This window comes from Planktosalinus lacus (assembly GCF_014640155.1).
Classification (GTDB): Bacteria; Bacteroidota; Bacteroidia; order Flavobacteriales; family Flavobacteriaceae; genus Planktosalinus; species Planktosalinus lacus.
Map to the genome: position 1 here is coordinate 45,308 of NZ_BMGK01000006.1, position 24,342 is coordinate 69,649.

The window sequence follows — 24,342 nt, forward strand, 5'->3', positions numbered from 1 at the left end:
CCATAAAATTCTACAGTTGAGTAAAAAGTAATTTAATTAGGAGAGGTACAATTGCATATTTGCAGTATTAAATAATCAAAAATCATAAATATTATGGAAAAAGCACTAATTATTTTAGCACTTGTGATGACAGCCTTAACATCGGCTCAAACAAGTTATGAGCAAAACATGCAAAAAGCATTTGACCTTTGGAGTGAAGGGAAAACAGAAGAAGCTTCTGCAGTATTTGAGAGAATAGCAATGGTTGACAATGAAAACTGGCTGCCCGGTTATTATGTTGCCCTGGTAAACACGACTGCTGCTTTTGAAACTACCGATCAGGCTAAAGTTGAAAACCTAATTGGCAAATCACAAGAAGCTTTAAACTTCTTAAAAAACAAGCATAAAGACAATGCAGAGTTGTTGGTGATGCAGGCGATGATTTACACAGCTCAAATAGCTCATGATCCGATGACCAATGGTCAAAAATTATCAGGTCCCGTTATGGAACTGTATGGAAAGGCTAGTGCAATAGCACCCAACAACCCTCGGGTAGTTTTGGGAAAAGCACAATTTGAAATGGGATCTGCTCAGTTTTTCGGAACCGATACTAAACCAATTTGTGAAGCAATTGAGCAATCTTTAGAACTTTTTGATACCTTTAAACCTGAAAGTCCTTTTCATCCTCAATGGGGTAGAGAACAAGCTGAAGAAAGCCTTAAAAATTGTAAGTAATGAAAAAATTTGCTTTTGTTGTCGGGATTGGTGTATTAATAGGAGTTGTCCTGTTTGTATTGGATATTTCATTTCGCTTAATTTCAGGAGCTGAAGTTACATTCAATTCAAACTTGTTAATTTCAGTTGCTCTCTACATATTTTACAGTGTGCCACTGGGTTTGGTAAACTCTTATTTTTTTGACTATCTCGACGAAAAAGTAAACTGGAAAAACCGTGAAAAATTTAGGCTTGCTGTTGGTTTAATAGGTTCTGTGATTATCACTTTAATCACTATATTTTTTATCAGGCTAATACACCAAACGCTCATTGATGGTAAAGATCTGGAAACATTTTTTGAGACTGAGCGTCTGCAGTTTTATTTTATTGCATTAATCATTACGTTGATAATTTCATTATTTTTTCATGCCTTTTACTTTTATAAAGAGCTGCAAAAAAACAAACTGAAAGAACAAAAAATTATTGCTGGCACAGCTTCAGCACAGTTTGAGAGTTTAAAAAATCAAATTGACCCCCATTTTTTATTCAACAGTTTGAATGTATTGTCTTCGTTGATTGAGGAAAACCCTGATAAGGCCCAAAATTTTACCACTTCCTTATCTAAAATCTATCGCTACGTGCTTGATCAAAAGGACAAGGAGTTGGTTAGCCTGGAAGAAGAACTCAAATTTGCGAAGACCTATATGCAATTGTTGCAGATGCGTTTTGAAAACAGCCTCTTTTTTGAACTACCTGACAAGCTAACCAATCCGGAAGCTAAGGTAGTGCCGCTTTCTTTGCAGTTGTTGCTTGAAAACACTATAAAGCACAATATAGTGAGTGAGTCAAAACCTTTGCACATTCGCATTTATGAAAACAACAATACCTTGGTTGTTGAAAACGATTTGCAGCGTAAAGAAGTTTTAAAAACCAGAAAAGGGGTAGGCTTGCAAAATATCGTTAACCGTTATGCCATAGTAACACCCCGTAAAGTAATAGTAAACGAAACAGATCAACATTTTAAAGTTCAAATACCAGTATTAACAAAACAATATACCGTTATGGAATCACAATCATCTAGCATAAATAACGACGCTTACATTAAAGCACACAGACGCGTAAAAGAAATTAAAGAATTTTACAGTAACCTAATGTCTTACTTAATCGTAGTACCTTTTTTAATCTTCATCAATTATTACACTTACTGGGGCTTTCAGTGGTTTTGGTTTCCGTTATTTGGATGGGGTATAGGTGTAACAATACATGGTTTTACAGTATTTGGGTACGGAACATCCTGGGAAGAAAAAAAGATTCAGGAGATAATGGAAAAAGAAAAAAAGAACAATAAAAACTGGCACTAATGGAACGCAACTATCACGAAGAAGAGCTTTACAAAATGGCTCAAACAAAAATGAAGGAAATCAAAGGATTTTACATTCACCTCTTGGTTTATGTGTTGGTAAACCTGTTTATCTTTGTTGTGAGCAGTGACTTATTTACTCAGGGTTTTGGAACCATTGAATTTGGAAATTTTGCATTACCATTTTTTTGGGGAATTGGTGTTTTTGCACATTGGGCTAGTGTTTTTGGACCCAATCTTTTTTTAGGAAAAAAATGGGAGGAACGAAAAATCAATGAAATTCTTGAGAAAGAAAAAAAGCAACGCAAACAATGGGAATAAATTATTTTACCACCTCTAAATGTTAAAAATGAAAACACTCATTATTGAAGACGAAAAGCCGGCTGCCAGACGTCTTGTAAGAATGCTGGAAAAGCTAAGTGTCAATGTAATAGCAACCCTTCATTCTGTTGAAGATGCAAAAGAATGGTTTAAAAACAACTCCCATCCCGATTTGATATTTCTAGACATCCAGTTGAATGACGGTCTGTCCTTTGAACTTTTTGAATCTATTGAAATAGAAAGTGCTATTATCTTTACTACTGCTTATGATGAATATGCATTACAGGCGTTTAAACTCAATAGCATTGATTATTTACTCAAACCCATTGATGAAGAGGAGCTGGAGGTAGCAGTTTTGAAATACAACTCTTTGAAAAACAAATTTGGGAATGATGAAGCAAGTAAAAATGTTCAGCTTAGTATTGAGGATATTAAAAAACTATTGATTCATCCTCTAGACAGGGATTATAAAAAGCGCTTTACAGTCAAAGTGGGGCAACATATAAAAATGATTCCCATAAGTGAAATTGAATGTTTTTTCAGTGAAAACAAAGGCACTTACATACAAACAATAGAAGGAAGAAATTACTTGATTGACAGTACACTTGAAGCGTTGGAACCTGAAATTTCCCCACAGGAGTTTTTTCGGGTTAACCGGAAGTTTTTAATCAATCTACACGCAATTAAAGACATTATAAGCTATTCAAACTCCCGTTTGAAAATCAAACTAAACACTTACAAAGCGGAAGAAATCATTGTTGCAAGAGAGCGAGTCAAAGAATTTAAAGATTGGCTTGCTTAAGTCTTTTCGCTGAATTTTAAACTTAATGAATTTACACAATAGCGTTGTCCGGTTTTTGTAGGGCCGTCATTAAAGACGTGACCCATATGACTACCGCATTGAGCACATAAAATTTCGGTGCGTAACATTCCGTGACTGTTGTCTTTTTGGTATTCTATACTTCCTTCAACAGCTTGATCAAATGATGGCCAGCCGCAGCCACTATCAAATTTGGTATTGCTGTCAAACAAGAGGACATTACAAGCAGCACAGTAATAATTACCTGAGTTGAAATGTAGATTGAATTCACCTGTATTGGGTCTTTCAGTTCCTTTTTGTCTTAGAATATGGTACTTTTCCTCACCTAATTCTTTTAGCCATTGTTCTTCAGTTTTCTCGATGGGGTATTGTTTTTTATTCATTTTGCTGTGGTTTAAATGATAAGGCAGCTCCATTGATACAATGTCTTTTCCCTGTAGTTTCCTCAGGTCCGTCCTCAAACATATGACCAAGGTGACTACCGCAGTTTGCACATTTTAATTCAGTGCGGGCATAACCAATTTTATAATCGGTATCATATTCAAGGTTTTTATCTTCACCGCGATCAAATGATGGCCACCCTGAGCCGGAGTCATACTTGTGTTTGCTTTTATATAGTAACACACCACAAGCCCTGCAATGGTAAGTGCCGGGTTTATAAAATGAATCTAAAGGGCTTGTGAAAGCTTTTTCAGTTCCGGCTTGTCTCAGGACGTAGTATTCGAGTTCATTGAGTTCAGTTTTCCATTCTGTTTCTGTTTTTTGAACTGCATAAGTTTTACTTTCTTTTTTGACAGATTCCTGTTGTGCTTTGGAATTGCATCCCAAAAGTATTACTGCACAGAGGCAAAGAGTGATTTTTGACAGCATATTTTTTCTTTTAAAATTACAATTTACTTACGTAAAAAAATACAATTTAGATTCTTTAACTTTATTTTATAATGTTTTATTAGTTGATAGTAATCAACTAAAAGACCTTCAATAAAAATCTATTGAAGGTCTTAAAGTGTAGGTTAAAATAATTTTTAATCGATATTTAACGCTCTCATCACAGCATTGTAGTCATTGATGTCAACACCAGAAGTTGATGCAAAATTTGAAGGCACTACTACAAAACGGAAAGTTTGATTTTGAGTGAAAGCTGGACCAAGAGTGAAGAGGTCAAAATTGCCGTCTATTAAGATTTGAACATCAAAAAATGAATGGTTATAGACATACTGAATGATATCACCATTACCCAAGAAAAAGTTTTGAGGTATTAAACTCCATAAATCAACATTGTCAGGTAACTGCCCCTCAAGTCTGTATACCAAAATAGCATCAGATTCATAAACTTCAACAGAATTTGGAATCTCTATCAAAACTTCCTGCAGTCCGCTTTGATTGTTGTATTGAAAATCAACGGTTCTTTCAAAAGTTTGTCCCAAAATGTTGATGCCATCCAATCCCGGGGGTCCTTGTGGCCCTTCACAAGATGACAAAAAGAATATTGAAATTGCGAGAGTAAAAAAGAGCTTTTTCATAATATGTGATTTTTTTGTTTTTAGATATTAAACAAGATGTGTGCCGAAATATTAAATTTGTAAAAGATATTCAAAGTTAGGCTATTTTCAGAAAATCATAACACTATGTTATAAAGTTTGCTTTATAGTGTTTGTATTAGTATTTTTAGATGTTTAATTTAATAGACAACTGCAATGAAATTAAAACGCCATTTATTAACAGGTTCCTTGCTACTTTTATTGGTAGCGTGTACAACCAATCCATTTACAGGAAAACAGACCTTGGCTTTAGTGCCCAATTCTCAGATATTACCCATGGCGTTTCAACAATACGATCAATTTTTGTCTGAAAACAAAGTGATAACCGGTACAAATGATGCCAATAGAATTAATAATGTAGGTCAAAAGATAGCTACAGCCTCTGAACGGTGGCTGAATGCCAATGGTTATCAGGGTTATTTGAATGAATATCAATGGGAATATAGCCTTGTTGAGGATGATGCTGTTAATGCTTGGTGTATGCCCGGCGGAAAGATTGTTTTTTACACGGGAATACTTCCAATTGCCAATACCGAAGCTAGAATCGCCGCCGTGATGGGTCATGAGGTTGCACATGCTTTAGCAAACCACGGTCAGCAGCGAATGAGCGCTGGTCAAATACAACAATTGGGTGCTGTGGCTGGTAATGTTGCACTGGCAAACGACCCTGAATATCAGGCAATTTTCAATACTGCTTATGGTGTGGGAACTACAGTGGGGGTTATGATGCCCTTTAGCCGAAATCACGAAACGGAAGCCGACCGTATAGGTCTGATTTTAATGGCGATGGCAGGATATGACCCGGCAGAAGCAGCAGTACTTTGGCAAAGAATGCAAGATCAGGGTGGACCGGCACCACCGGAATTTTTAAGTACTCACCCCTCCAGCACTACAAGAATCAACAATATTCTGTCGTGGGTGGAAGAGTCTAAAGCCGAAGCCAGAAAGTTTGGAGTGACAACGTTCAAAAAATAAGTTGAACCTTGTTGAAAACAAATCAATTTTTATAATTTAGAAGCTGCTTTAAATGGCAGCTTTTTTATTAGTCAATTTTGTAAAAAGTCAAAAACTAAAATAAATGACTCAAACTCCTGAAAAAGGAAGTAAAAAGATCCTCTTTGCCTGGGCTTTTTATGACTGGGCAAATTCTGTTTACAGTCTTGTGATTGCTTCTGCAATTTTTCCAATTTATTATCAGGCTTTATTTGACCTGGCTGAAACAGAAACAGTTAGTGCTTTTGGTGGTCAAATTCGTAGTACGCCTTTAATTAGCTATGTTACTGCAGCTGCGTTTTTAATAGTAGCATTGATGTCTCCCTTGCTTTCTGGTATTGCAGATTATGTGGGTAATAAAAAAAGGTTTATGCAGTTTTTTTGTTATCTGGGAAGCCTTTCTTGTATTGGTTTGTTTTGGTTTAGTCTCGATGCTATTTATTTCAGTTTGTCGTGTTATTTTCTGGCGTTAATTGGGTTTTGGGGAAGTCTGGTGTTTTACAATTCCTACCTTCCCGACATAGCATATGAGGAGCAACAAGACCAAGTGAGTGCCAGAGGGTATTCAATGGGGTATATTGGAAGTGTAATTTTATTGTTGTTTAACCTGTCCATGGTGATGTTTCCCGAATCTTTTGGATTGGGAGAAGGAGGCGAAGCGTCTTTGTTAGCCATGAAAATTTCATTTATAACAGTAGGTCTTTGGTGGGCGCTATTTAGTCAATACACCTTTTATTTTCTTCCTAAAGGACCTAAAAAGAACAACAAATTAACCAGGAATGTGCTGCTCAATGGTTTTAAAGAACTTCAGAAAGTACAAAGCTCTTTGATTGAGAATAAACAATTAAAACGCTATTTATTTGCTTTTTTTATATATAGTATGGCTGTGCAAACCGTAATGTTGGTGGCAACTTATTTTGGAGAACAGGAAATCAACTGGGCTGATGCTGATGAAAAAACCATGGGTCTTATTGTGAGTATATTACTGATTCAATTACTTGCTGTATTGGGTGCTGAACTTACTTCACGAGCCTCTTCACGTTTTGGAAACATCCCCACATTGATAGTTATCAATGGCATTTGGCTGACACTTTGTATTGTAGCCTACACAATTACTGAACCAATACAGTTTTACACTACAGCGGCTTTTGTTGGCTTGGTGATGGGGGGAATACAATCACTTTCCAGATCGACTTATTCGAAGTTTTTACCAAAAACAACAGATACAACATCTTATTTTAGCTTTTATGATGTTACCGAAAAAATAGGAATCGTAATTGGAATGTTGCTTTATGGCCTTATTGACCATTTCACTGGAAGTATGCGAAACTCAATCTTATTTTTGGTGGTATTTTTCTTTTTAGGTATCGTTTTATTATTGCGCGTTCCAAGAAAAAATCAGATAAGAAGTTAATTCTTATATCACGGTTTATACAATTTTTTATTCAAAAAATAGTTTTTATAGATATTTTATAGATATGAGGATATTATTAAAAAAATAATTTCTGTATCAAATAAATATTTTTACTTAAGTTTGCGAATAACCATATAGAATCAATAATCTACTTATAAAATGCCTCAAAATTCTTTTTGTTTGACAGAAAAATTTACTTTAGAAGGTATTTTATCTGAAATAATTAATTAAATACAGATGAAATTCAAACCATTTTTTATTCTTGCCGGCATATTTGTAATGGCTTTTTATTCTTGTGATAATGAATCATTAGAAGGAGAATTTGTTGTTGATGACCCTGATTTATTAGTCCCAATGTTTTATGCTGAAGTGGAAGGGATCGAATTTGAAGGAGATACTGTAAATGCTCAAACAGTACAGGGCGTTACAACAATCACCGGAATTAAAAGCAATGGTGATGTAATAAACTTAAACCTTTACGGTACCGGTGTTGGAAGCTTCAACTTAGTAAGTCAAGGAGAAGCAACTTTTGGTATTAACGTAGAACCTTTGGCTTTTTCAAGTCAAAATGATGGAGGAAGCGGTGAAGTGATTGTAACTCAATATGATGTTGAGTTGGGTGCAATCTCCGGAACATTTTCTTTTACAGCCACAAGGCCTTTACTTGATGCTAACGGACAACCAATATTGGATGCCGATGGTAACCCCACCTTTGACGTTGTCGTAATTACTGAGGGAGAATTTAATGACATTCCTCTTGAAAGTGACGGCAGTACCGGTGATGATAACAATCCGGCAGCTTTTTATGCCGATGTGGACGAAACCCCATTTACCGCTGAGGGTGAAAGTGCTGCAGCAACCTATATTCAGACAAGTGATGTTATGATCATTGAAGCTGTTGACAACAATCAAACAATTAGGTTGCGAGTCGTAAATCCCCAGGTAGGTGAGTACAGTCTGGAAGCATTAAGTGCCCAAAACTCTTTAGGTACATACCAAATAGAAGGTGAAGACCCTTATACCACTTTGTCAAGTGAAAATGGAAGTGGTACTTTAAACATTACTACATTTGATCTTGAAAACAATATCGTAAGTGGTACATTTGAATTTATTGCCGGTAGAAATGAAGGGACAGAAACCATTACCATCGCCAATGGAACTTTTGAGACTCTCACAATAGAATATGGTGAACCCGGGGACGCATCAGACTTTATGACTATTCAAATTGGAGAGTCAAGCTTTGCAGCAGACTCTGTTTCGGTAAATGCCGATGAAACCTTTATTACTGTTGAAGGAGTCAATACAATAACAGGTGAGATTATAACTGTTCAATTTCCATTAGAAACAGAAGCAGGCACCTATACTTTTAGTTTTGGTGGTGAAATAAACGCTACTTATTTTGATGGTGAACAATTGTATGGTTCTCAAAGCGGACTTTTAATACTTCTTGAAAACAATGAAGAACGCATTCGGTTTACATTTAACTTTCAAGCTGTACTTGAGGAAGGTGGAGATACTGTTTATTCACTTTCACAGGGTTTTTTCCAGTACAATTATTAATACAGAGTTTTTATAAAATATTAAAGCCACTTGAATAAAGTGGCTTTTTAGTTTAACTTTTACAAGATTTAAAGTGCCTTTATTTTTCCTGAACCTGCAACTTTAGTGTCAATTTTTTCAGGTTTTCCTTTGTAAAAAATATCTCCGGAGCCTGAAACTCTTGCTTTGAGAAGTCCTGTACATTGTAGCTTATAATCGCCTGAACCAGCAATTGTGACCTCGGCATTTTCAGTTTTTACCTCTTGTGTATCCACTGTTCCAGACCCTGCAATACTCCCTTTTAAATTTTGTGCTTTTCCATTTAAGTTTATTGTTCCAGAACCTGCAACAGTAGCTTCTAGTTCAAGTGTTTTTATTTCCATATTAATAGCGCCCGATCCTGCTAGTTTTACAGAAATATGATCGGATTTTAATGAAAAATTACTTTGAATATTTCCTGACCCTGCCAACGCTATAGAATTGACTTCCTGAATGGGAATCGTAATTTCTATTTTATTTTTCCCACTGGGTTTAAGGTTTTTATTGTTACGAGGTTTAATTTTTAATTTACTTCCGTCTGTTTCTATTTCCAGTTCTTCTAATAAATTAGATTCCCCTTTAACTTCGATGATACCTTCAGAACCTTCTATAAGAGTTACATAAAAATTTCCTGCTACAGAGATACCTTCATAAGAATTAGTTTGAAATGTTTTGGTAATTACAGTTCCGTTACCACGGATTGTTTTGGAGCCCCATTGTGCTTGTGTTGAGGTTATTGAAATTAAAAATAAAATTGTTAAAATAAGGGTTTGATTTTTCATAACGTTTCGTTTTTTGATTGATGAATTATTAATTATTTTTTTTTAGTGTAACTCCCCCATAGCCGGAAATTATTTGAATAGAATTTCCTGAATTAGAAGAACCATAGTATCCTTTAAAATCTTTTTTAGTATTCTGGATGTTTTGTACAGTAAACTCAAAATTATTTTGCCCGCTTAGATTTGCATAAGACAGATTAGTTTCAAGGTCAAAATTAGCATCAGCATTGTAGCCAATCTCTATAGAAGTGTATTTGGCATTGATAAACACATTTTTAAATCCTTTTTTAAGTTCATCGACAGAGATTCTCCCATATTTTGAATCTAATTCAAGGCTGTTGCTTATTTTTCCAAAGGTGGATGTTACATATCGACTTTCCCCTTTTACTGAGTTTGCGGCATTTATTTGGACTTTACCATAGGATGTTCCAAAATCAATTTTTTCTTTTACTTCTTCAATTAAAACTCTGGTATAATCACCATTGTAGCTGATGTTATTTGCTTTTTTAATTTCATATTCAGAATAGTCAGCATTGATGGTTGCTTGATTTATGTAATTTATAGAGGCTTTCGTGGTATAATCAAACTGAAGGAAGTTTTCACTTCCGTTTAAGTCACCTAAAATAAAAGTTCCATAGTTACAGCTAATGTTTACATTCCCGTCAATTTCATTGAGGCTGATGGCGCCGTAATCGTTTTTTATGTCAAGGCTGTTGGATATTGGCATTTTAACCAGGTAATTGATTTTCATATTGACTTTGCCGGTATTGGAACCCCAAAAAGACCAATTACTTTTCTTTTTAGCAATTAATGTTTCTGCACTCACTTGTGATTTACTTGCATTGAATTCAACAGTAATTTCATCCAAACGTTTTTGAACTTCCTCTTCGTTATTCCCATTGGTTATGATAGTTACTTCAATGGAAATTGAATTTTGATTCCAGGTGGTGATGTCAACATTACCATACCTATTGTTTATTTTAAGTAGTGCCTTTTCAGAAACTTCAAATTGCTTTTTAATTTTCTTTTCTTTAGTGTGTTTGCCGTTTAAATTTGAATCGTTTGCAATGACAACTGCAGGCAACAAGAATAAGAGAATGATTACTTTATACAGTGGTTTCATGGTTTTCGGTATTTAGATTTTTAATGTGTTCTATTTGTTCGAGAACTTGTTTTAGCAAGTCAATTCTATTTTGAAAGTTTGTTATCATTGCATAGATGATGCGCTCATCATTTCCGCTTTTCACCAATTCTACTTTCAATTTATCGTATTCGTTTTCCAAAACTGTCATTTGATTGAGTGCGTCTTCTATAAGAATTGAAGTTTCGGGCGAATGTGAATTTTTCAAGAGGTTCAACTCCCTGTTGATTGTACTTGTAAAAAACGCTTGTGTTTGGGCCATTTCTGGCGATATGCTTGCGAGATCAGCTTCCTGATTAGAGGTGTTAAAAAACGGGAAGATGAAAGTAAACAAGATCAGAAAAGAGGCCGCAATTGCCAATGGTTTTGCAAAATGCAGGTAGTTTATAGAAGGCTTCTTGTTTTTTTGATGATCATTTAGTTTTTCCATAAACCTAAGTTTATGTCCATCTGCCGGCTCTTTCATAGGGAGCTGCTCTCTATTAAAAAGAGCTTTTAAATTGGCGTCAAATTGTTGGTCTTTCATGATTCTATTTTGTTTTTTGCGAGTTGTTTTCTTAGGCTTTCTTTAGCCCTTGAAAGCAAGGTTCTGCAATTGGCATAACTTATTTTCATAATTTCTGAGATTTCTTCATGGTCATATCCTTCAATGTAATAAAGGTTCAGCACGATCTTGTAATTTTTTTTCAGATTATTGATTGAATCTAAAACTGTATTAACTTTCAATTGGTTAAAATCTTCTACGCGTTCTGTTTCTTCATCATCAAAAATTTCATCGTCCCTTTGATCTTCTTCGAGAGTTTCAAAATATTGTGACTTTCTATATTTTGAAATTCCATTATTAATCACTATTCTTTTTAACCAGGCACCAAATTCTGCATCTCCTTTATAACTATCCAATTTTGTGAAAGCCGTTAAAAAAGCTTCCTGCATTACATCTTCAGCCTCATCTGTTTGTTTTACAATTCTCAAAGCAATATTATACATCGCCAGATAATAACGGTTGTAAACCTCCATTTGGGCAAGGCTATTGCCTTCTTTGCACAACTTGAGTAATTGATCAATATGTAAGCCGGTTAGTGCCAAAAAATCTTTGTGTTTGTATTAAAGATAGTATTTAAAACAAAATGTTACAGTTTTCAGAATTTTTTTATTGAATTTTCAAAGGAACTACTTTAAAGACTACTATTAACATTCTTAATGAAGAAGGCTGAACTGGCATAACTATTGCCCATATGAGAAGGATACAGCAATTTATATAGACCTTAAGCGTTTGAATTGCAGTATCTTTCAATTTTAATTCAAAAAATAAATAGTTAATCACATTGTGTTTTTTATGACACAATGGCTTAAATTAAGATATGTCAAAATCAAAACTTATAGATATCGACAATTTGTCATTTCAGGATTTAAACGATGAAGCAGAGTTAATCCCTTTAATGACCCCTGAAGATGAAGATGCCATCAATAAAGAGGATTTGCCTCATGAACTTGCAATTTTACCTTTGCGAAATACAGTTCTTTTTCCCGGTGTTGTAATTCCCATTACAGCCGGAAGAGACAAATCGATCAAGCTCATTAATGAAGCCAATAAAAACTCTAAAGTGATTGGAGTAGTTTCCCAAAAAGTTGAAGGTGTAGAAGAACCGGATGAAAAAGATATCAATCGTTTGGGGACTGTTGCTAAAATTTTAAGAGTGCTTAAAATGCCTGACGGAAATATTACGGTGATAATTCAGGGTAAAAAGCGCTTTGAAATAGATTCAATCACTACCTCTAAACCCTATTTTAAGGCTAAGATAAAAGAAGTAGAGGAAGCAAGACCTGCAAAAAATAACAAAGAGTTTAAGGCCGTCATTGAGTCAATTAAAGACCTTGCATTGCAAATTATCAATGAAAGTCCAAACATACCGTCAGAGGCTTCTTTTGCAATAAAAAATATTGAAAGCAATTCTTTTTTAATCAATTTTGTTTCTTCAAACCTAAATATTGACGTAAAGGATAAGCAGAAATTATTGGAAATCAATTCACTTGAAGAAAGGGCTATGGAAACCTTGAAATTCATGAATGTGGAGTTCCAAAAACTGGCTTTAAAAAACGACATTCAGTCAAAAGTTCGTTATGACCTTGACCAGCAACAGCGCGAATATTTTCTGCATCAGCAAATGAAAACCATCCAGGAAGAACTTGGTGGAGTGTCTCATGAAGAGGAGCTGGAAGAGATGTATAAAAAAGCTAAAAAGAAAAAATGGTCTAAAGAGGTTGAAAAACACTTCAATAAAGAACTGGCCAAACTAAAACGTATGAATCCCCAGGTTGCAGAATATTCCATTCAAAGAAACTACCTAGATTTATTCCTTGATTTGCCCTGGAACCACTTTTCGAAAGACAAGTTTGATTTAAAACGCGCTAAACGTATTTTAGACAGAGATCATTATGGATTGGATGAAGTAAAGAAACGCATTATTGAATACCTGGCAGTACTCAAGTTGCGTAACGATATGAAATCGCCCATACTTTGTTTGTATGGACCTCCTGGTGTTGGTAAAACTTCATTAGGGAAATCAATTGCTGAGGCTTTAGGACGTAAATATGTTAGAGTTTCACTGGGTGGTTTAAGAGATGAATCAGAAATAAGAGGACACCGTAAAACCTATATTGGGGCAATGCCCGGTCGAATTATCCAAAGTGTGAAAAAAGCTGAAACATCTAACCCCGTTTTTGTTCTTGATGAAATTGATAAACTTTCATTGGGTAATCAGGGAGATCCTTCATCAGCTTTACTCGAAGTGCTTGACCCAGAACAAAACAGTAATTTTCACGATAATTTTCTCGAAGTAGGTTTTGATCTTTCAAAAGTTATGTTTGTAGCCACTGCCAATAGCCTGAATACAATTCAGCCGGCCTTGTTGGACAGAATGGAAATCATCAAAGTAACCGGATATACTATTGAAGAAAAAGTGGAAATTGCTAAACAACATTTACTCCCAAAACAATTAAAAGAGCACGGCTTAGATAATTCTCATTTAAAAATTGCCAAACCACAACTAGAAAAAATTGTGGAAGGCTACACACGCGAATCTGGTGTGAGGGGACTTGAAAAACAAATTGCTAAAATGGTTCGTCATGCAGCGATGAACATTGCAATGGAAGAAGAGTATAACATAAAAACCTCTAACGACGACGTTGTAAAAGTACTGGGTGCTCCAAAAATGGAACGTGATAAGTATGAAAACAATGATGTGGCCGGAGTTGTTACCGGATTAGCCTGGACCAGAGTGGGTGGTGATATACTCTTTATAGAGTCTGCTTTATCAAAGGGAAAAGGCAATTTAACCATCACCGGAAATCTCGGTAAGGTTATGAAAGAATCTGCTACCATTGCAATGGAATACATAAAATCAAATGCAGACGAGCTTCAAATAGACCCTGATGTGTTTGAAAAATACAACGTCCACATACATGTGCCTGAAGGAGCCACTCCAAAAGATGGCCCAAGTGCGGGAATCACAATGTTGACCTCATTGGTTTCCTTGTTTACACAACGAAAGGTAAAGAAAAGCATTGCAATGACAGGAGAAATAACTTTAAGAGGAAAAGTGCTTCCTGTAGGTGGAATTAAAGAGAAAATTCTGGCAGCAAAACGCGCTCGAATTAAAGAAATCCTGCTTTGTGAAGAAAACAAACGTGACATAGAAGAAATTAAGGACGACTATTTAAAAGGGTTGAAGTTTCACTATGTGAAAGATATGCACGAAGTTTTACAGCTTGCTTTGACCAAAGAAAAAGTCAAAAATGCAAAAAAACTTTAAAAAAGCATTTATTTATAAAAAAGGAAAGTAATAATATACTTTCCTTTTTTTATGAGTGGTAAAAATAATTTATACTTGCACTCGTTAACTTAAATGTATATTCTCCCAAATTTGAGAATGAAAACCCGCACTATCTTATGCATAAAAGGATACTGATTGCATTCTTTATAATATGTTCTGCATTGAGTTATTCTCAAATAGGAGGAAAGGGTACTTATCAATTTTTAAACCTTGTTAATTCACCCAGACAAGCAGCTCTGGGTGGAAAAGTACTCACTAATTACGATTACGACCCTACTCAGGGAATGTACAATCCGGCATCGATCAACCCCTTGATGGACAATCAGCTTTCAGTAAATTATATCAATTATTTTGCAGATGTAAATTACGGAACTGCTTCTTATGCTTATTTATGGGACCGTCGCACACAAGTGTTTCACACTGGTGTAACCTATATTAATTATGGAAATTTTGACGGATATGACGAGCAGGGTGAAAGCACCGGTTCTTTTGGTGGAGGAGAAGTAGCACTTTCTTTTGGCTATGCACGCAATATTCCTTGGTCTGATTTTTACTGGGGCGTAAATGTTAAACTCATTTCTTCTAAACTTGAAGAATACAGCTCTTTTGGTGGTGCTATTGATGTTGGATTGATGTATATTTATGAACCCTGGGATTTGCATATCGCTGCCGTAGCCCGAAACCTGGGAACACAATTCACACCTTATCACGAAACCTATGAAAAACTACCTTTTGAAGTAGACCTTGGAATTTCCCAAACCCCTCAAAATATTCCTATAAGATGGCATTTAACATTAGAAAATTTACAAACCTGGAACATTGCATTTTCAAATCCTGCCAGAGAAGAAATTGATTTAGAAGGAAATGTTCAAAAGGAAAACATTGGTTTTTTTGATAATTTATACCGTAGAGTTATTTTTGGTATCGAAATATTTCCGGAAAGTGCTTTTAATTTAAGACTGGGATACAATGTGAGACGTTCGGAAGAGTTACGAATTGTTGAACAAAGGGCTTTTGCCGGTTTAAGTGCCGGATTTGGAATCAAATTAAATAAATTAAGGTTGAGTTATTCCTATTCAAAATACAGTTCAGCGGCTGCTGCCAGTTTTTTTGGTCTGAATATTGACCTGCAGTAAAAAACCTCGAATAAAGAATTATTTATTAAATGAAAAAAATTACGATCGCTATTGATGGATTTTCTTCAACGGGTAAAAGTACTGTTGCGAAACAATTGGCTGCTTATCTAGGTTATATTTATGTTGATACCGGCGCTATGTATCGGGCAGTTACACTGTTTGCCATTCGGCAAGGTTGTATGAAAAACAAAACCTTTGATGCACAAAAGTTGATTGACAATCTTGACGCCATTGATTTAAGCTTTAAGTTGGAAGTCAATACCAACACAGCTTTTATACACCTTAACGGCGAAAATGTTGAAAAAGAAATTCGTTCAATGGAAGTTTCACAATGGGTAAGTCACGTTGCTGAGGTTTCAGAAGTTAGAAAAAAACTGGTTGAACTTCAACAAAATATGGGTAAATACAAAGGAATTGTGATGGACGGAAGAGATATTGGCACTGTGGTTTTTCCTGAAGCAGAATTAAAAATATTTATTACCGCAGATGCCAAAGAACGTGCTCAAAGGCGATACTTAGAATTTCAAGAGAAAGGTAAATCGGTTTCTTTTGAAGAAATTTACACCAATGTCACTGAACGTGACCATATTGATACTACCCGTGAAGACTCTCCATTAGTGAAGGCTGATGACGCTATTGAAATTGACAATACCCACACCACAATTGAAGACCAGTTTCAAACCGTTCTTCAGTTGGCAAAAGACAGAATTGCAGGCAGGGTTTAATTATTGATTTAAAAAAGCAATGCTGTGGACGGCTACAATCGCAGCTGTTTCTGTACGTAACCTGCTATTTCCCAAACTTACAGGTTGAAAGCCATGTTTCAAAGCCAGTTTGATTTCGCGTGCTGAAAAATCACCTTCCGGACCAATCAAAATAGTATAAAATTCATTGGGAACCACTATTTCCTTAAGTTCTTTTTTTATTCCATCCTCACAATGGGCAATACACTTCATAGTATTATTCTCAGATTGAACTTTGATAAATTCGTTGAAGGATATAGCAGCATTAATTTTTGGTAAATAAGCTTTCAGCGATTGTTTCATTGCACTCAACACAATTTTTTCATAGCGTTCCAATTTTATTTTGGTTCGTTCACTATGTTCACAAATAACCGGAGTGACTTCACTGACACCAATTTCAGTAGCTTTTTCCAAAAACCACTCAAAGCGGTCGTTCAGTTTTGTTGGCGCAACTGCCATATGAAGCGAATAGGGCAACGCAGATTGTAATTCCTTTGAAAGTAATTTTACACCACATTTGTTATGATTGGCCGTTACGATTTCTGCAGAAAAAAAGTAGCCTTTCCCATTGGTTAACAACAATTCATCTCCTGAATTCTTTCTTAAAACCTTTACGATATGTCGGCTTTCATCTTTGTCAAAAACTAGATGTTGCTTGATAGATTCGGCTTCAGGATGATAGAAAAGTTGCATAGATATGGTCTAAAAAGTCATTCGAGCTTTTGATGATACATTCATTTCTGAAAAATCCTTTTGCCTATATTTTAATTCTCCCACAATGGCAATCATAGCGGCGTTGTCAGTACAGTATTCAAATTTTGGAATGTGTGTTTTCCAACCGAGATTTTTTTCAGCGTTTTTAAGAGCATTTCTGATTCCGCTATTCGCGGAAACTCCACCACCAATGGCGACTTCTTTAATCCCTGTTTCTTGAACAGCATTTTTGAGTTTGTCCATTAAATAGTCGACTATCGTGAACTGAATGGAAGCACAAATATCTTCCATGTTTTCTTTTATAAAATTGGGGTTTGTTTTGGTATTGTTTTGAACGAAATATAAAATAGCCGTTTTTAAACCGCTGAAACTAAAATCTAAATCGCCCACTTTTGGCTTGGTAAATGAATATGCTTTTGGATTGCCCTTTTGAGCATATTGATCAATCAAAGGGCCTCCGGGATAGGGGAGTCCAAGAATTTTTGCCGATTTATCAAAGGCTTCACCTACGGCATCATCAATGGTTTGGCCAATAATTTCCATTTTGAAATAATCTGAAACCTTTACAATTTGAGTATGTCCCCCGCTTATAGTCAAAGCAATGAAAGGAAAATTAGGCTTTGATTGGTTTTTTTCTTCAATAAAGTGGGCCAGAATATGGGCTTGCATATGGTTAACTTCTATCAAGGGAATGTCGAGCCCCATTGCCAACGATTTTGCAAACGACGACCCCACCAAAAGCGCGCCCATCAAACCCGGTCCACGGGTAAAGGCCACAGCACTTAGTTGCCTTTTTGAAATCCCCGCTTTTGTTAAAGCCTGGTCCACAACCGGCACAATATTTTGCTGGTGTGCTCTGGATGCCAACTCAGGAACCACGCCTCCATATTCCTCATGAATTTTTTGAGAAGCCACAACATTTGAAAGAATCCTGCCGTTTAAAATTACCGCTGCTGCGGTATCGTCACAAGAGGATTCAATCCCTAAAATATATATTGGTTCATTCATTTTATTTAGGCATAAAAATTGTTACTTTTATGGGCAAAATCAGTGCAAAGTTAAAACAATAAGCGCTATCAAAAAATTCAAAAAAATACTATTCCGGTTTTTGCTAGCAATTGTTTTACTTTTATTGCTCATAAGTATTTCACTTATGTTTCCAAAAGTACAAACACTGGTTGCTAAACAGGTTACAAAGTCGGTTAATGATTCCTATGGAACCGATATCAATATTGAAAAAATAGGTATTAATTCTAAAGGTGAAGTTGTTATTGATGGGGTTTATATCGCAGATCATCATAAGGATACTTTAATTTATGCCAATAGTGTTAGCACCACCATCTTAAGTTTTCGGAACTTGTTAAATACCCATTTAAATTTTGGTGATTTAGCATTGGATGACGCAAAACTTTACATCAAAACCTACGAGGGAGAGGAAAATGACAATCTAAGTATTTTTTCCAAAAAATTTGCTCCAAAAACTCCACTTGAAAATCCAGAACCTTTTATACTTGAAGCATCAACATTACAACTTGATAATGCCCTAATCAAAATTACTGATGAAAACCTTGAGAATCCAGAGGTTTTAATAATGGATGCTGTATCCCTTAGCACAGGCAGTTTTAAAGTATTAGATACTGATGTAATTGCAGATATCAAGCAATTGCAATTTCTTTATAACAACGAAATACAGATTGAGCAGCTTAGTGCAAATTTTAAATATACCCAAGCGTTAATTCAGCTTCAACATCTTGAGCTTAAAACAGCCGAAAGTGAAATAGATGCAGATGTTTTAATGCATTTTGATGAAAATGGGTTTTCAGACTTTACAAACAATGTTGTATTTGAAGCAGATTTCAGAAATGCCTCAATAGCTACAAAGGACTTGAACTATTTCTACAATGAATTTGGAAATGATCAAATCATCAACTTTTCCGGAAACTTGGACGGCTCTTTAAACAACTTTACACTTTCTAATTTGGAATTGCAAAACCAAGAAACCAATATCAGTGGTGATTTTGTATTTAAAGATTTATTGAAAGAAGGCAGCGTTTATGAAATTGGTGCCAGCAATCACCGCATTAATTCTAATTATTATGATTTAAGACGCTTTTTGCCAAATGTACTTGGAAATGTTCTTCCCAAAGAGCTTGAAAAGTTAAAAAACTTCAGCTTTAACGGAACTACCAAAGTCACCGGCACAAATTTCAATACTGATCTGGAGGTTAATTCTGCCTTGGGTTCTTTAAAAACTAAATTTGAAATGGGCTCGATAAACAATATTGATCAAGCTTCATACAAAGGCACTGCTGATTTGAGTAAATTTAATTTAGGAAAACTTTTAGGGGTGAGTACAGTGGGAAGAACTTCTGCTAAACTTCAATTTGACGGTAAAGGATTTAATCAGGAAACCCTTAATACAGCACTTTCAGGAAAGATTAGTAGTTTTGTTTTCAATGGATATACCTACACTAATATTGACATAAAAGGCACCCTGGAAAATCCCATATTTAATGGTGAATTAAGTATTAATGACCCAAATCTAAAGCTTGATTTTGATGGTTTAATTGATGTTACTGAAGAGCGAAACATTTATGATTTTGACCTTCAAATTGATTATGCTGATTTGTACAATACCAACTTATTTAAACGTGACAGTATCTCCATATTTACCGGAAAAATTGGTATGGATATGAGGGGCACAACAGTTGATGATGTAAAAGGAATAATAAGAATTTCAGAAAGCACTTATCAAAATCTTACAGACGATTATTATTTTGATGACATTTTGATACTTTCAACCTTTGACGAAGAAGAACGAACTATTCAGGTTATTTCACCCGATGTTGTTAGTGGTAAACTCACAGGAAATTTTTTACTCAAAGATCTGCCTAGTTTATTTCAAAACTCCATAGCCAGTATATATACAAACTATGTCCCGGAACGCACAACTGAAAATCAATACCTGAATTTCAATTTTGAAATTTACAATAAGATAGTTGAAATAATTGTTCCCGAGATAAAACTAGGCGACAATACTTTTTTAAGAGGTTCAGTTGCATCAGATGAATCTAAATTTAAACTCAATTTCCGTTCACCTGAAATCAATGCCTATGACTACCATATTGAAAGAATTTCACTCCAGGTAGACAACAACAATCCGCTATTTAATACCTATGTAGAAATTGACTCTGTTGACCTTGGTACTTATAGTTTTTCTGACTTAAGCCTTGTAAACGTGACGCTCTCAGATACTTTGTTTGTCAGGTCAGAGTTTAAAGGCGGACCTACTAAGAGTGATATTTTCAACCTTTCACTTTATCATACGATTAATAAAAACGGAAAGTCTGTGATTGGCATGAAACGTTCAGATATTGAGTTTAAAGAAAATAAATGGTTCATTAATGAACAAAATGATACACTCAACAAAATCGTATTTGATAATAAACTCAAAGATATCATCATCGATTCGCTGGTACTGAGTCACCAGGATGAAATGATTCAAATGGCTGGAAAAATAAGTGATTCCAGTTATAAAAACCTTAAATTACAATTTAGAAATGTAGATATAGGCAAAATAACTCCTGAAATTGACAGCTTGGAAATGTCAGGATATGTAAATGGAAGTTTTGATTTTATTCAACGTGAAAACAGATATTATCCAAAATCTGATGTTACTATTGATAATTTAATTATAAACGATAATCAACTAGGAGATTTAAACCTGAATATCAGTGGAAATGAGGATTTAACTCAATATGATATCAATACCACCTTAACAAATAACAATGTAAAATCTATCAATGCTGTGGGTTATTTAACAGTGGATGATTTGAACTCAACGATCAACTTAGATGTTGATTTGAACGACTTCAATTTAGCTGCCATAAGTCCATTTGGAGGTGATGTTATTACAGATATTAGGGGTTTTGTTTCCGGAAAGGCAAAAGTAACTGGCGATTACAAATCACCAGATATTAACGGTAGATTAGACCTTAACAGTTCTGGTATGAAAATCCCATACCTTAACATAGATTTTGATTTTAGAGACCAAACCCGAGTATTGCTGAGCAAAAACAAATTCACGATTCCAAGAACAGAAATAACTGACACTAAACACAACACCAAAGCTTTTGTAAGTGGTTCATTTGATCATGTCAATTTTGGAAACTGGTCAATGGATCTTGATATTAATACAGACCGATTTTTAGTGCTCGACACTAAAGCTGAGGAGGAAGCATTGTATTACGGCACCGCTTTTATAGATGGCTTTGCATCTATCTATGGTCCAGTTGATGAGCTGATTATAAAAGTTGATGCAGCAACTGCCAGTGGCACTACATTTAAAATTCCAATTAGTGATACAGAATCAATTGGTGATGACTCTTTCATATATTTCCTTTCACCAGAAGAAAAACAGGCACGCATATCCGGAGAGCAATTTGTTAGAGAAGACTTGAAAGGACTTACTCTTGAATTTGATCTTGAAATTACACGTGAGGCCGAAGTTGAAGTAGTGGTTGATATAAAAAACAATTCAACATTGAAGGGTAGAGGTGAAGGTATTTTGTTTATTGAGATTAACACTTTGGGCAGGTTTAATATGTGGGGTGACTTTCAGGTTTATAATGCTATTTATGATTTTAGATATGCTAATTTGGTTCAAAAACAATTTGTTGTGGAAAGAGGCGGAAACATCACCTGGGACGGTATTCCTGAGCGTGCAAGGATTGACATTAAGGCAATTTATGAAACCACTGCAAATCCATCGATATTGTTAGACAACCCCACTGTAAACAGGAAAATTCCTGTTGAGGTGGGCATTCAATTACAAGGTGAATTGATTTCTCCTGAAATGGATTATTCAATTGAGTTCCCTACTGCAAGTTCCATTGTAAAATCTGAATTAGATTATAAGCTTGATGACCGCCAACAAAGAGAATTGCAGGTATTGTATTTAATATCTACTGGGTCTTTTTCAGGAGATCGTTTTAGTATTGATCAAGGAACCTCAACTTTGGTAGAGCGTTTTTCAGGACTGGTAAACGATTTATTTGAAGACCAGGACGGAAAATTTAGTGTTGGTTTAGACTATACCCAAGGAACCCGTACCCGCGATTTGGAAACTTCAGACAGAGTGGGTGTTACCTTTTCATCACAAATCAGTGATAGAGTCCTTATCGACGGTCGTGTGGGTGTACCTGTTGGTGGGGTTAGTGAAAATACAGTAGCAGGTGATTTTCAAATTCAGGTGCTGCTCAATGAAGAAGGAAATTTCAAATGGAATATTTTTAATCGCGAAACACAAGTCCAGTTTATTGGTGAAAATCAGGGATTTGAACAGGGGACAGGATTGTCTTATTCACTTGAATTTGATTCTTTTAGAGAATTTTGGCGACGTGTTGTAGGTAGAAAATCTACAGAAGATGAAGAAGAACTCACACCTTCATTACGAGAGCGCAAAATGTTGGATGTATTACCACCCGAAAAAGAAGATGTTGAAAATGAACAACTTGAAAATTAATATATGGTATTAAAAACGGTTTTTAATTTTTATCAAGACTGCAATAGAAATTAATGTTATACTACATAAAAATACCGCTGTCACATTGTTTCCGTAGATGAAAAATCCCGTTGCAAAAAGAAAACAATAAACACCTAAAACTCCCATTATAAGCGCTAAAAACTTATATTTAAAGTCCTTAAACTTATTTTCTTTATCAAAAACCAAAGCTTCAAAAGCTTCAATCGTTGAAAGTTTTGATGGTTTTGTCAATAAAGTGACCAACACCCAACTAACAGTTGTAATGATAACCCCAGCAACAAGTTGCCAATGTGATTCGAGAACAATCAACGGAGTATCCATTTTATCATTGAGAAAGAAAAATACTGCAACAAGAAAAGAAACCGCCATGGCAGTTATTTCACTGTATGGATTAATGCGTCGCCAAAACCATCTGAGGATAAACAACAAACCTGTTCCGGCACCAATTTGTAATAAAAGGTTAAAAGCTTCACGAGCTTCTTCCAAAACCAAAGCTAGGAAAGCTGCACAAATAATCATCAAAAATGTGGAAAGCCTTCCTACAAGTACTTTTTTCTTTTCAGTAGCATTTTTTGAAATAAAACGCGCATAGAAATCATTGACCACATAGGAGGAACCCCAGTTTAGATGTGTTGAGATGGTACTCATAAATGCGGCAACTAACGAAGTCACTACAAGTCCCAACAATCCAGCCGGGAGCAGTCTGAGCATAGCAGGATAAGACAAGTCATTTTTAACATAATCTGGATTAAAATCTGGGAAAGCAGCTTGTAAACTTGCCAAATCTGGATACACTACCAGTGATGCCAATCCAATAATTATCCAAGGCCAAGGTCTGAGAGCATAATGTGCAAAATTAAAAAACAAGGTTGCCCAGGTGGCGTGTTTTTCATCTTTAGCGGCGAGCATTCGTTGTGCAATATAACCACCACCACCCGGTTCTGCACCGGGGTACCAAACACTCCACCATTGTACAGCCAGAGGTATAATTAACAGGGGTACAACCACTTCCCAGTTATTGAAATCGGGAAGCATAGTGAGTTTTCCATCAAGTTCAGGAGAAGCTAGCATTGCATCAAGACCACCCACCTTTTCGTGATTAACAATATAAACAGCAGCCCATACACTCCCTACCATCGCAATGATGAATTGAATAAAGTCTGTTATTAGCACTCCGCGAAGACCACCCAGCATTGAATAAAAAACAGTTACTCCACAAGCAATAAACAAGCTTTGAAATTCTGAAAAACCAAACATCACGTGACCAATTTTGATTGCCGCAAGACAAACGTTAGCCATAATGACGATATTAAAAAATACACCCAGGTATATTGCCCTGAATCCTCTTAGGAATGCAGCACTTTTCCCGCTGTAGCGTAATTCATAAAATTCAAGATCGGTGGTTATGCCACTTTTTCTCCACAATTTAGAATAGAAAAAAACGGTCACCATTCCCGTAAGTAAGAAACTCCACCAAATCCAATTTCCATACACTCCATCTTCGCGAATCACACCTGCAACAAAATTAGGAGTATCAGCAGCGAATGTTGTGGCTACCATTGAAATACCCAACAACCACCAAGGCATATTCCTGCCTGAAAGAAAAAATGACTCTGTGTTTTTTCCACTTTGTTTTGCAACAACAATTCCTACAAGGAGAGAAATTAGAAAGAATCCAATAAGTATTGCATAATCCAGTGTTGACAGAACCATAAGTAGTAAGTTTAAGTC

Annotated in this window: 21 protein-coding genes; 11 read left to right on the top strand and 10 right to left on the bottom strand. The window is 35.5% G+C overall.

Going from position 1 to position 24,342, the window contains the following annotated elements; all coding sequences use genetic code 11:
* The first annotated feature begins 93 nt into the window (after positions 1-93).
* The 4 genes from IEV69_RS08200 to IEV69_RS08215 are packed head-to-tail and all read left to right on the top strand — an operon-like array spanning position 94 to position 3,176.
* The gene (locus IEV69_RS08200) at positions 94-714 is read left to right on the top strand and encodes a hypothetical protein (protein WP_188441364.1); all 621 of its coding nucleotides are present in this window, start codon (positions 94-96) and stop codon (positions 712-714) included.
* The gene (locus tag IEV69_RS08205; protein WP_188441366.1) at positions 714-2,054 is read left to right on the top strand and encodes a histidine kinase; all 1,341 of its coding nucleotides are present in this window, start codon (positions 714-716) and stop codon (positions 2,052-2,054) included. Before IEV69_RS08200 ends, IEV69_RS08205 begins: the two co-directional genes overlap by 1 nt.
* On the top strand, positions 2,054-2,374 hold the full coding sequence (locus tag IEV69_RS08210) for a 2TM domain-containing protein (RefSeq protein ID WP_188441368.1): 321 nt from the start codon (positions 2,054-2,056) through the stop codon (positions 2,372-2,374). The genes IEV69_RS08205 and IEV69_RS08210 overlap by 1 nt, the downstream gene beginning before the upstream one ends.
* Before the next feature lie 28 nt (positions 2,375-2,402).
* Positions 2,403-3,176 carry a LytR/AlgR family response regulator transcription factor gene (locus IEV69_RS08215; protein ID WP_188441370.1) on the top strand — a complete coding sequence of 258 codons (774 nt, stop codon included), beginning with the start codon at positions 2,403-2,405 and terminating at the stop codon, positions 3,174-3,176.
* Here the strand turns inward: IEV69_RS08215 and msrB (IEV69_RS08220) are convergent.
* From msrB (IEV69_RS08220) to IEV69_RS08230, 3 genes are all read right to left on the bottom strand, one after another.
* Positions 3,173-3,577, bottom strand: a complete 405-nt coding sequence (msrB, locus tag IEV69_RS08220) for a peptide-methionine (R)-S-oxide reductase MsrB (protein ID WP_188441372.1) — start codon at positions 3,575-3,577, stop codon at positions 3,173-3,175. The two genes, IEV69_RS08215 and msrB (IEV69_RS08220), sit on opposite strands and share 4 nt — an antisense overlap.
* The gene (gene msrB / locus IEV69_RS08225) at positions 3,570-4,064 is read right to left on the bottom strand and encodes a peptide-methionine (R)-S-oxide reductase MsrB (protein ID WP_188441374.1); all 495 of its coding nucleotides are present in this window, start codon (positions 4,062-4,064) and stop codon (positions 3,570-3,572) included. Before msrB (IEV69_RS08225) ends, msrB (IEV69_RS08220) begins: the two co-directional genes overlap by 8 nt.
* A 155-nt stretch (positions 4,065-4,219) precedes the next feature.
* On the bottom strand, positions 4,220-4,717 hold the full coding sequence (locus IEV69_RS08230) for a collagen-like protein (protein WP_188441376.1): 498 nt from the start codon (positions 4,715-4,717) through the stop codon (positions 4,220-4,222).
* Positions 4,718-4,891: 174 nt separating this feature from the next.
* On the opposite strand from IEV69_RS08230, the gene IEV69_RS08235 reads away from it, so the two are divergent.
* From IEV69_RS08235 to IEV69_RS08245, 3 genes are all read left to right on the top strand, one after another.
* Complete coding sequence (locus IEV69_RS08235; protein ID WP_188441378.1) at positions 4,892-5,710, top strand: M48 family metallopeptidase; 819 nt, start codon at positions 4,892-4,894, stop codon at positions 5,708-5,710.
* Positions 5,711-5,813: 103 nt separating this feature from the next.
* Entirely contained in the window at positions 5,814-7,142 is a 1,329-nt protein-coding gene (locus tag IEV69_RS08240) for an MFS transporter (protein ID WP_188441380.1), read from the top strand.
* 237 nt (positions 7,143-7,379) lie between these two features.
* Positions 7,380-8,702, top strand: a complete 1,323-nt coding sequence (locus IEV69_RS08245) for a Riean_0653 family protein (RefSeq protein WP_188441382.1) — start codon at positions 7,380-7,382, stop codon at positions 8,700-8,702.
* Positions 8,703-8,770: 68 nt separating this feature from the next.
* Here the strand turns inward: IEV69_RS08245 and IEV69_RS08250 are convergent, their stop codons facing one another.
* Genes IEV69_RS08250 through IEV69_RS08265 form a run of 4 tightly spaced genes read right to left on the bottom strand, consistent with a single transcriptional unit; the run spans position 8,771 to position 11,726 of the window.
* Entirely contained in the window at positions 8,771-9,502 is a 732-nt protein-coding gene (locus tag IEV69_RS08250; RefSeq protein WP_188441384.1) for a head GIN domain-containing protein, read from the bottom strand.
* Between the two features lie 28 nt (positions 9,503-9,530).
* Positions 9,531-10,622: a hypothetical protein gene (locus IEV69_RS08255; RefSeq protein WP_188441386.1), complete on the bottom strand. Its 1,092-nt coding sequence runs from the start codon at positions 10,620-10,622 to the stop codon at positions 9,531-9,533.
* The gene (locus tag IEV69_RS08260) at positions 10,606-11,166 is read right to left on the bottom strand and encodes a hypothetical protein (RefSeq protein ID WP_229741406.1); all 561 of its coding nucleotides are present in this window, start codon (positions 11,164-11,166) and stop codon (positions 10,606-10,608) included. The genes IEV69_RS08255 and IEV69_RS08260 overlap by 17 nt, the downstream gene beginning before the upstream one ends.
* Positions 11,163-11,726, bottom strand: coding sequence for an RNA polymerase sigma factor (locus IEV69_RS08265; protein WP_188441387.1), 564 nt, complete (start codon positions 11,724-11,726; stop codon positions 11,163-11,165). The genes IEV69_RS08260 and IEV69_RS08265 overlap by 4 nt, the downstream gene beginning before the upstream one ends.
* Positions 11,727-12,001: 275 nt before the next feature.
* Between IEV69_RS08265 and lon the strand changes: the two genes are divergently transcribed.
* The 3 genes from lon (at position 12,002) to cmk (ending at position 16,334) form a co-directional block, all read left to right on the top strand.
* On the top strand, positions 12,002-14,452 hold the full coding sequence (lon, locus tag IEV69_RS08270) for an endopeptidase La (RefSeq protein WP_188441389.1): 2,451 nt from the start codon (positions 12,002-12,004) through the stop codon (positions 14,450-14,452).
* 137 nt (positions 14,453-14,589) lie between these two features.
* Positions 14,590-15,609, top strand: coding sequence for a type IX secretion system protein PorQ (gene porQ, locus IEV69_RS08275; protein WP_188441391.1), 1,020 nt, complete (start codon positions 14,590-14,592; stop codon positions 15,607-15,609).
* Positions 15,610-15,638: 29 nt separating this feature from the next.
* Positions 15,639-16,334, top strand: coding sequence for a (d)CMP kinase (gene cmk, locus IEV69_RS08280; protein ID WP_188441393.1), 696 nt, complete (start codon positions 15,639-15,641; stop codon positions 16,332-16,334).
* Here the strand turns inward: cmk and IEV69_RS08285 are convergent, their stop codons facing one another.
* Positions 16,335-17,045: a 16S rRNA (uracil(1498)-N(3))-methyltransferase gene (locus IEV69_RS08285; protein ID WP_188441395.1), complete on the bottom strand. Its 711-nt coding sequence runs from the start codon at positions 17,043-17,045 to the stop codon at positions 16,335-16,337. It abuts the gene before it with no gap.
* Positions 17,046-17,054: 9 nt separating this feature from the next.
* Positions 17,055-18,074 carry a tRNA (adenosine(37)-N6)-threonylcarbamoyltransferase complex transferase subunit TsaD gene (gene tsaD, locus IEV69_RS08290; protein WP_188441397.1) on the bottom strand — a complete coding sequence of 340 codons (1,020 nt, stop codon included), beginning with the start codon at positions 18,072-18,074 and terminating at the stop codon, positions 17,055-17,057.
* Positions 18,075-18,219: 145 nt separating this feature from the next.
* Between tsaD and IEV69_RS08295 the strand changes: the two genes are divergently transcribed.
* Complete coding sequence (locus IEV69_RS08295; protein WP_188441399.1) at positions 18,220-22,590, top strand: translocation/assembly module TamB domain-containing protein; 4,371 nt, start codon at positions 18,220-18,222, stop codon at positions 22,588-22,590.
* Between the two features lie 9 nt (positions 22,591-22,599).
* Here the strand turns inward: IEV69_RS08295 and IEV69_RS08300 are convergent, their stop codons facing one another.
* Positions 22,600-24,324 carry a sodium:solute symporter family protein gene (locus tag IEV69_RS08300; protein ID WP_188441401.1) on the bottom strand — a complete coding sequence of 575 codons (1,725 nt, stop codon included), beginning with the start codon at positions 24,322-24,324 and terminating at the stop codon, positions 22,600-22,602.
* Positions 24,325-24,342: the final 18 nt, after the last annotated feature.

What these genes read in the sequence shown, in the direction of transcription:
- msrB (WP_188441374.1), bottom strand. Translation starts at nt 4,064, where the DNA reads ATGCTGTCAAAAATCACTCTTTGCCTCTGTGCAGTAATACTTTTGGGA.
- IEV69_RS08255 (WP_188441386.1), bottom strand. Translation starts at nt 10,622, where the DNA reads ATGAAACCACTGTATAAAGTAATCATTCTCTTATTCTTGTTGCCTGCA.
- IEV69_RS08235 (WP_188441378.1), top strand. Translation starts at nt 4,892, where the DNA reads ATGAAATTAAAACGCCATTTATTAACAGGTTCCTTGCTACTTTTATTG.
- IEV69_RS08295 (WP_188441399.1), top strand. Translation starts at nt 18,220, where the DNA reads ATGTTTCCAAAAGTACAAACACTGGTTGCTAAACAGGTTACAAAGTCG.
- msrB (WP_188441372.1), bottom strand. Translation starts at nt 3,577, where the DNA reads ATGAATAAAAAACAATACCCCATCGAGAAAACTGAAGAACAATGGCTA.
- IEV69_RS08200 (WP_188441364.1), top strand. Translation starts at nt 94, where the DNA reads ATGGAAAAAGCACTAATTATTTTAGCACTTGTGATGACAGCCTTAACA.
- IEV69_RS08260 (WP_229741406.1), bottom strand. Translation starts at nt 11,166, where the DNA reads ATGAAAGACCAACAATTTGACGCCAATTTAAAAGCTCTTTTTAATAGA.
- IEV69_RS08215 (WP_188441370.1), top strand. Translation starts at nt 2,403, where the DNA reads ATGAAAACACTCATTATTGAAGACGAAAAGCCGGCTGCCAGACGTCTT.
- IEV69_RS08205 (WP_188441366.1), top strand. Translation starts at nt 714, where the DNA reads ATGAAAAAATTTGCTTTTGTTGTCGGGATTGGTGTATTAATAGGAGTT.
- IEV69_RS08240 (WP_188441380.1), top strand. Translation starts at nt 5,814, where the DNA reads ATGACTCAAACTCCTGAAAAAGGAAGTAAAAAGATCCTCTTTGCCTGG.
- tsaD (WP_188441397.1), bottom strand. Translation starts at nt 18,074, where the DNA reads ATGAATGAACCAATATATATTTTAGGGATTGAATCCTCTTGTGACGAT.
- porQ (WP_188441391.1), top strand. Translation starts at nt 14,590, where the DNA reads ATGCATAAAAGGATACTGATTGCATTCTTTATAATATGTTCTGCATTG.
- cmk (WP_188441393.1), top strand. Translation starts at nt 15,639, where the DNA reads ATGAAAAAAATTACGATCGCTATTGATGGATTTTCTTCAACGGGTAAA.
- IEV69_RS08300 (WP_188441401.1), bottom strand. Translation starts at nt 24,324, where the DNA reads ATGGTTCTGTCAACACTGGATTATGCAATACTTATTGGATTCTTTCTA.
- IEV69_RS08230 (WP_188441376.1), bottom strand. Translation starts at nt 4,717, where the DNA reads ATGAAAAAGCTCTTTTTTACTCTCGCAATTTCAATATTCTTTTTGTCA.
- IEV69_RS08285 (WP_188441395.1), bottom strand. Translation starts at nt 17,045, where the DNA reads ATGCAACTTTTCTATCATCCTGAAGCCGAATCTATCAAGCAACATCTA.
- IEV69_RS08210 (WP_188441368.1), top strand. Translation starts at nt 2,054, where the DNA reads ATGGAACGCAACTATCACGAAGAAGAGCTTTACAAAATGGCTCAAACA.
- IEV69_RS08250 (WP_188441384.1), bottom strand. Translation starts at nt 9,502, where the DNA reads ATGAAAAATCAAACCCTTATTTTAACAATTTTATTTTTAATTTCAATA.
- lon (WP_188441389.1), top strand. Translation starts at nt 12,002, where the DNA reads ATGTCAAAATCAAAACTTATAGATATCGACAATTTGTCATTTCAGGAT.
- IEV69_RS08245 (WP_188441382.1), top strand. Translation starts at nt 7,380, where the DNA reads ATGAAATTCAAACCATTTTTTATTCTTGCCGGCATATTTGTAATGGCT.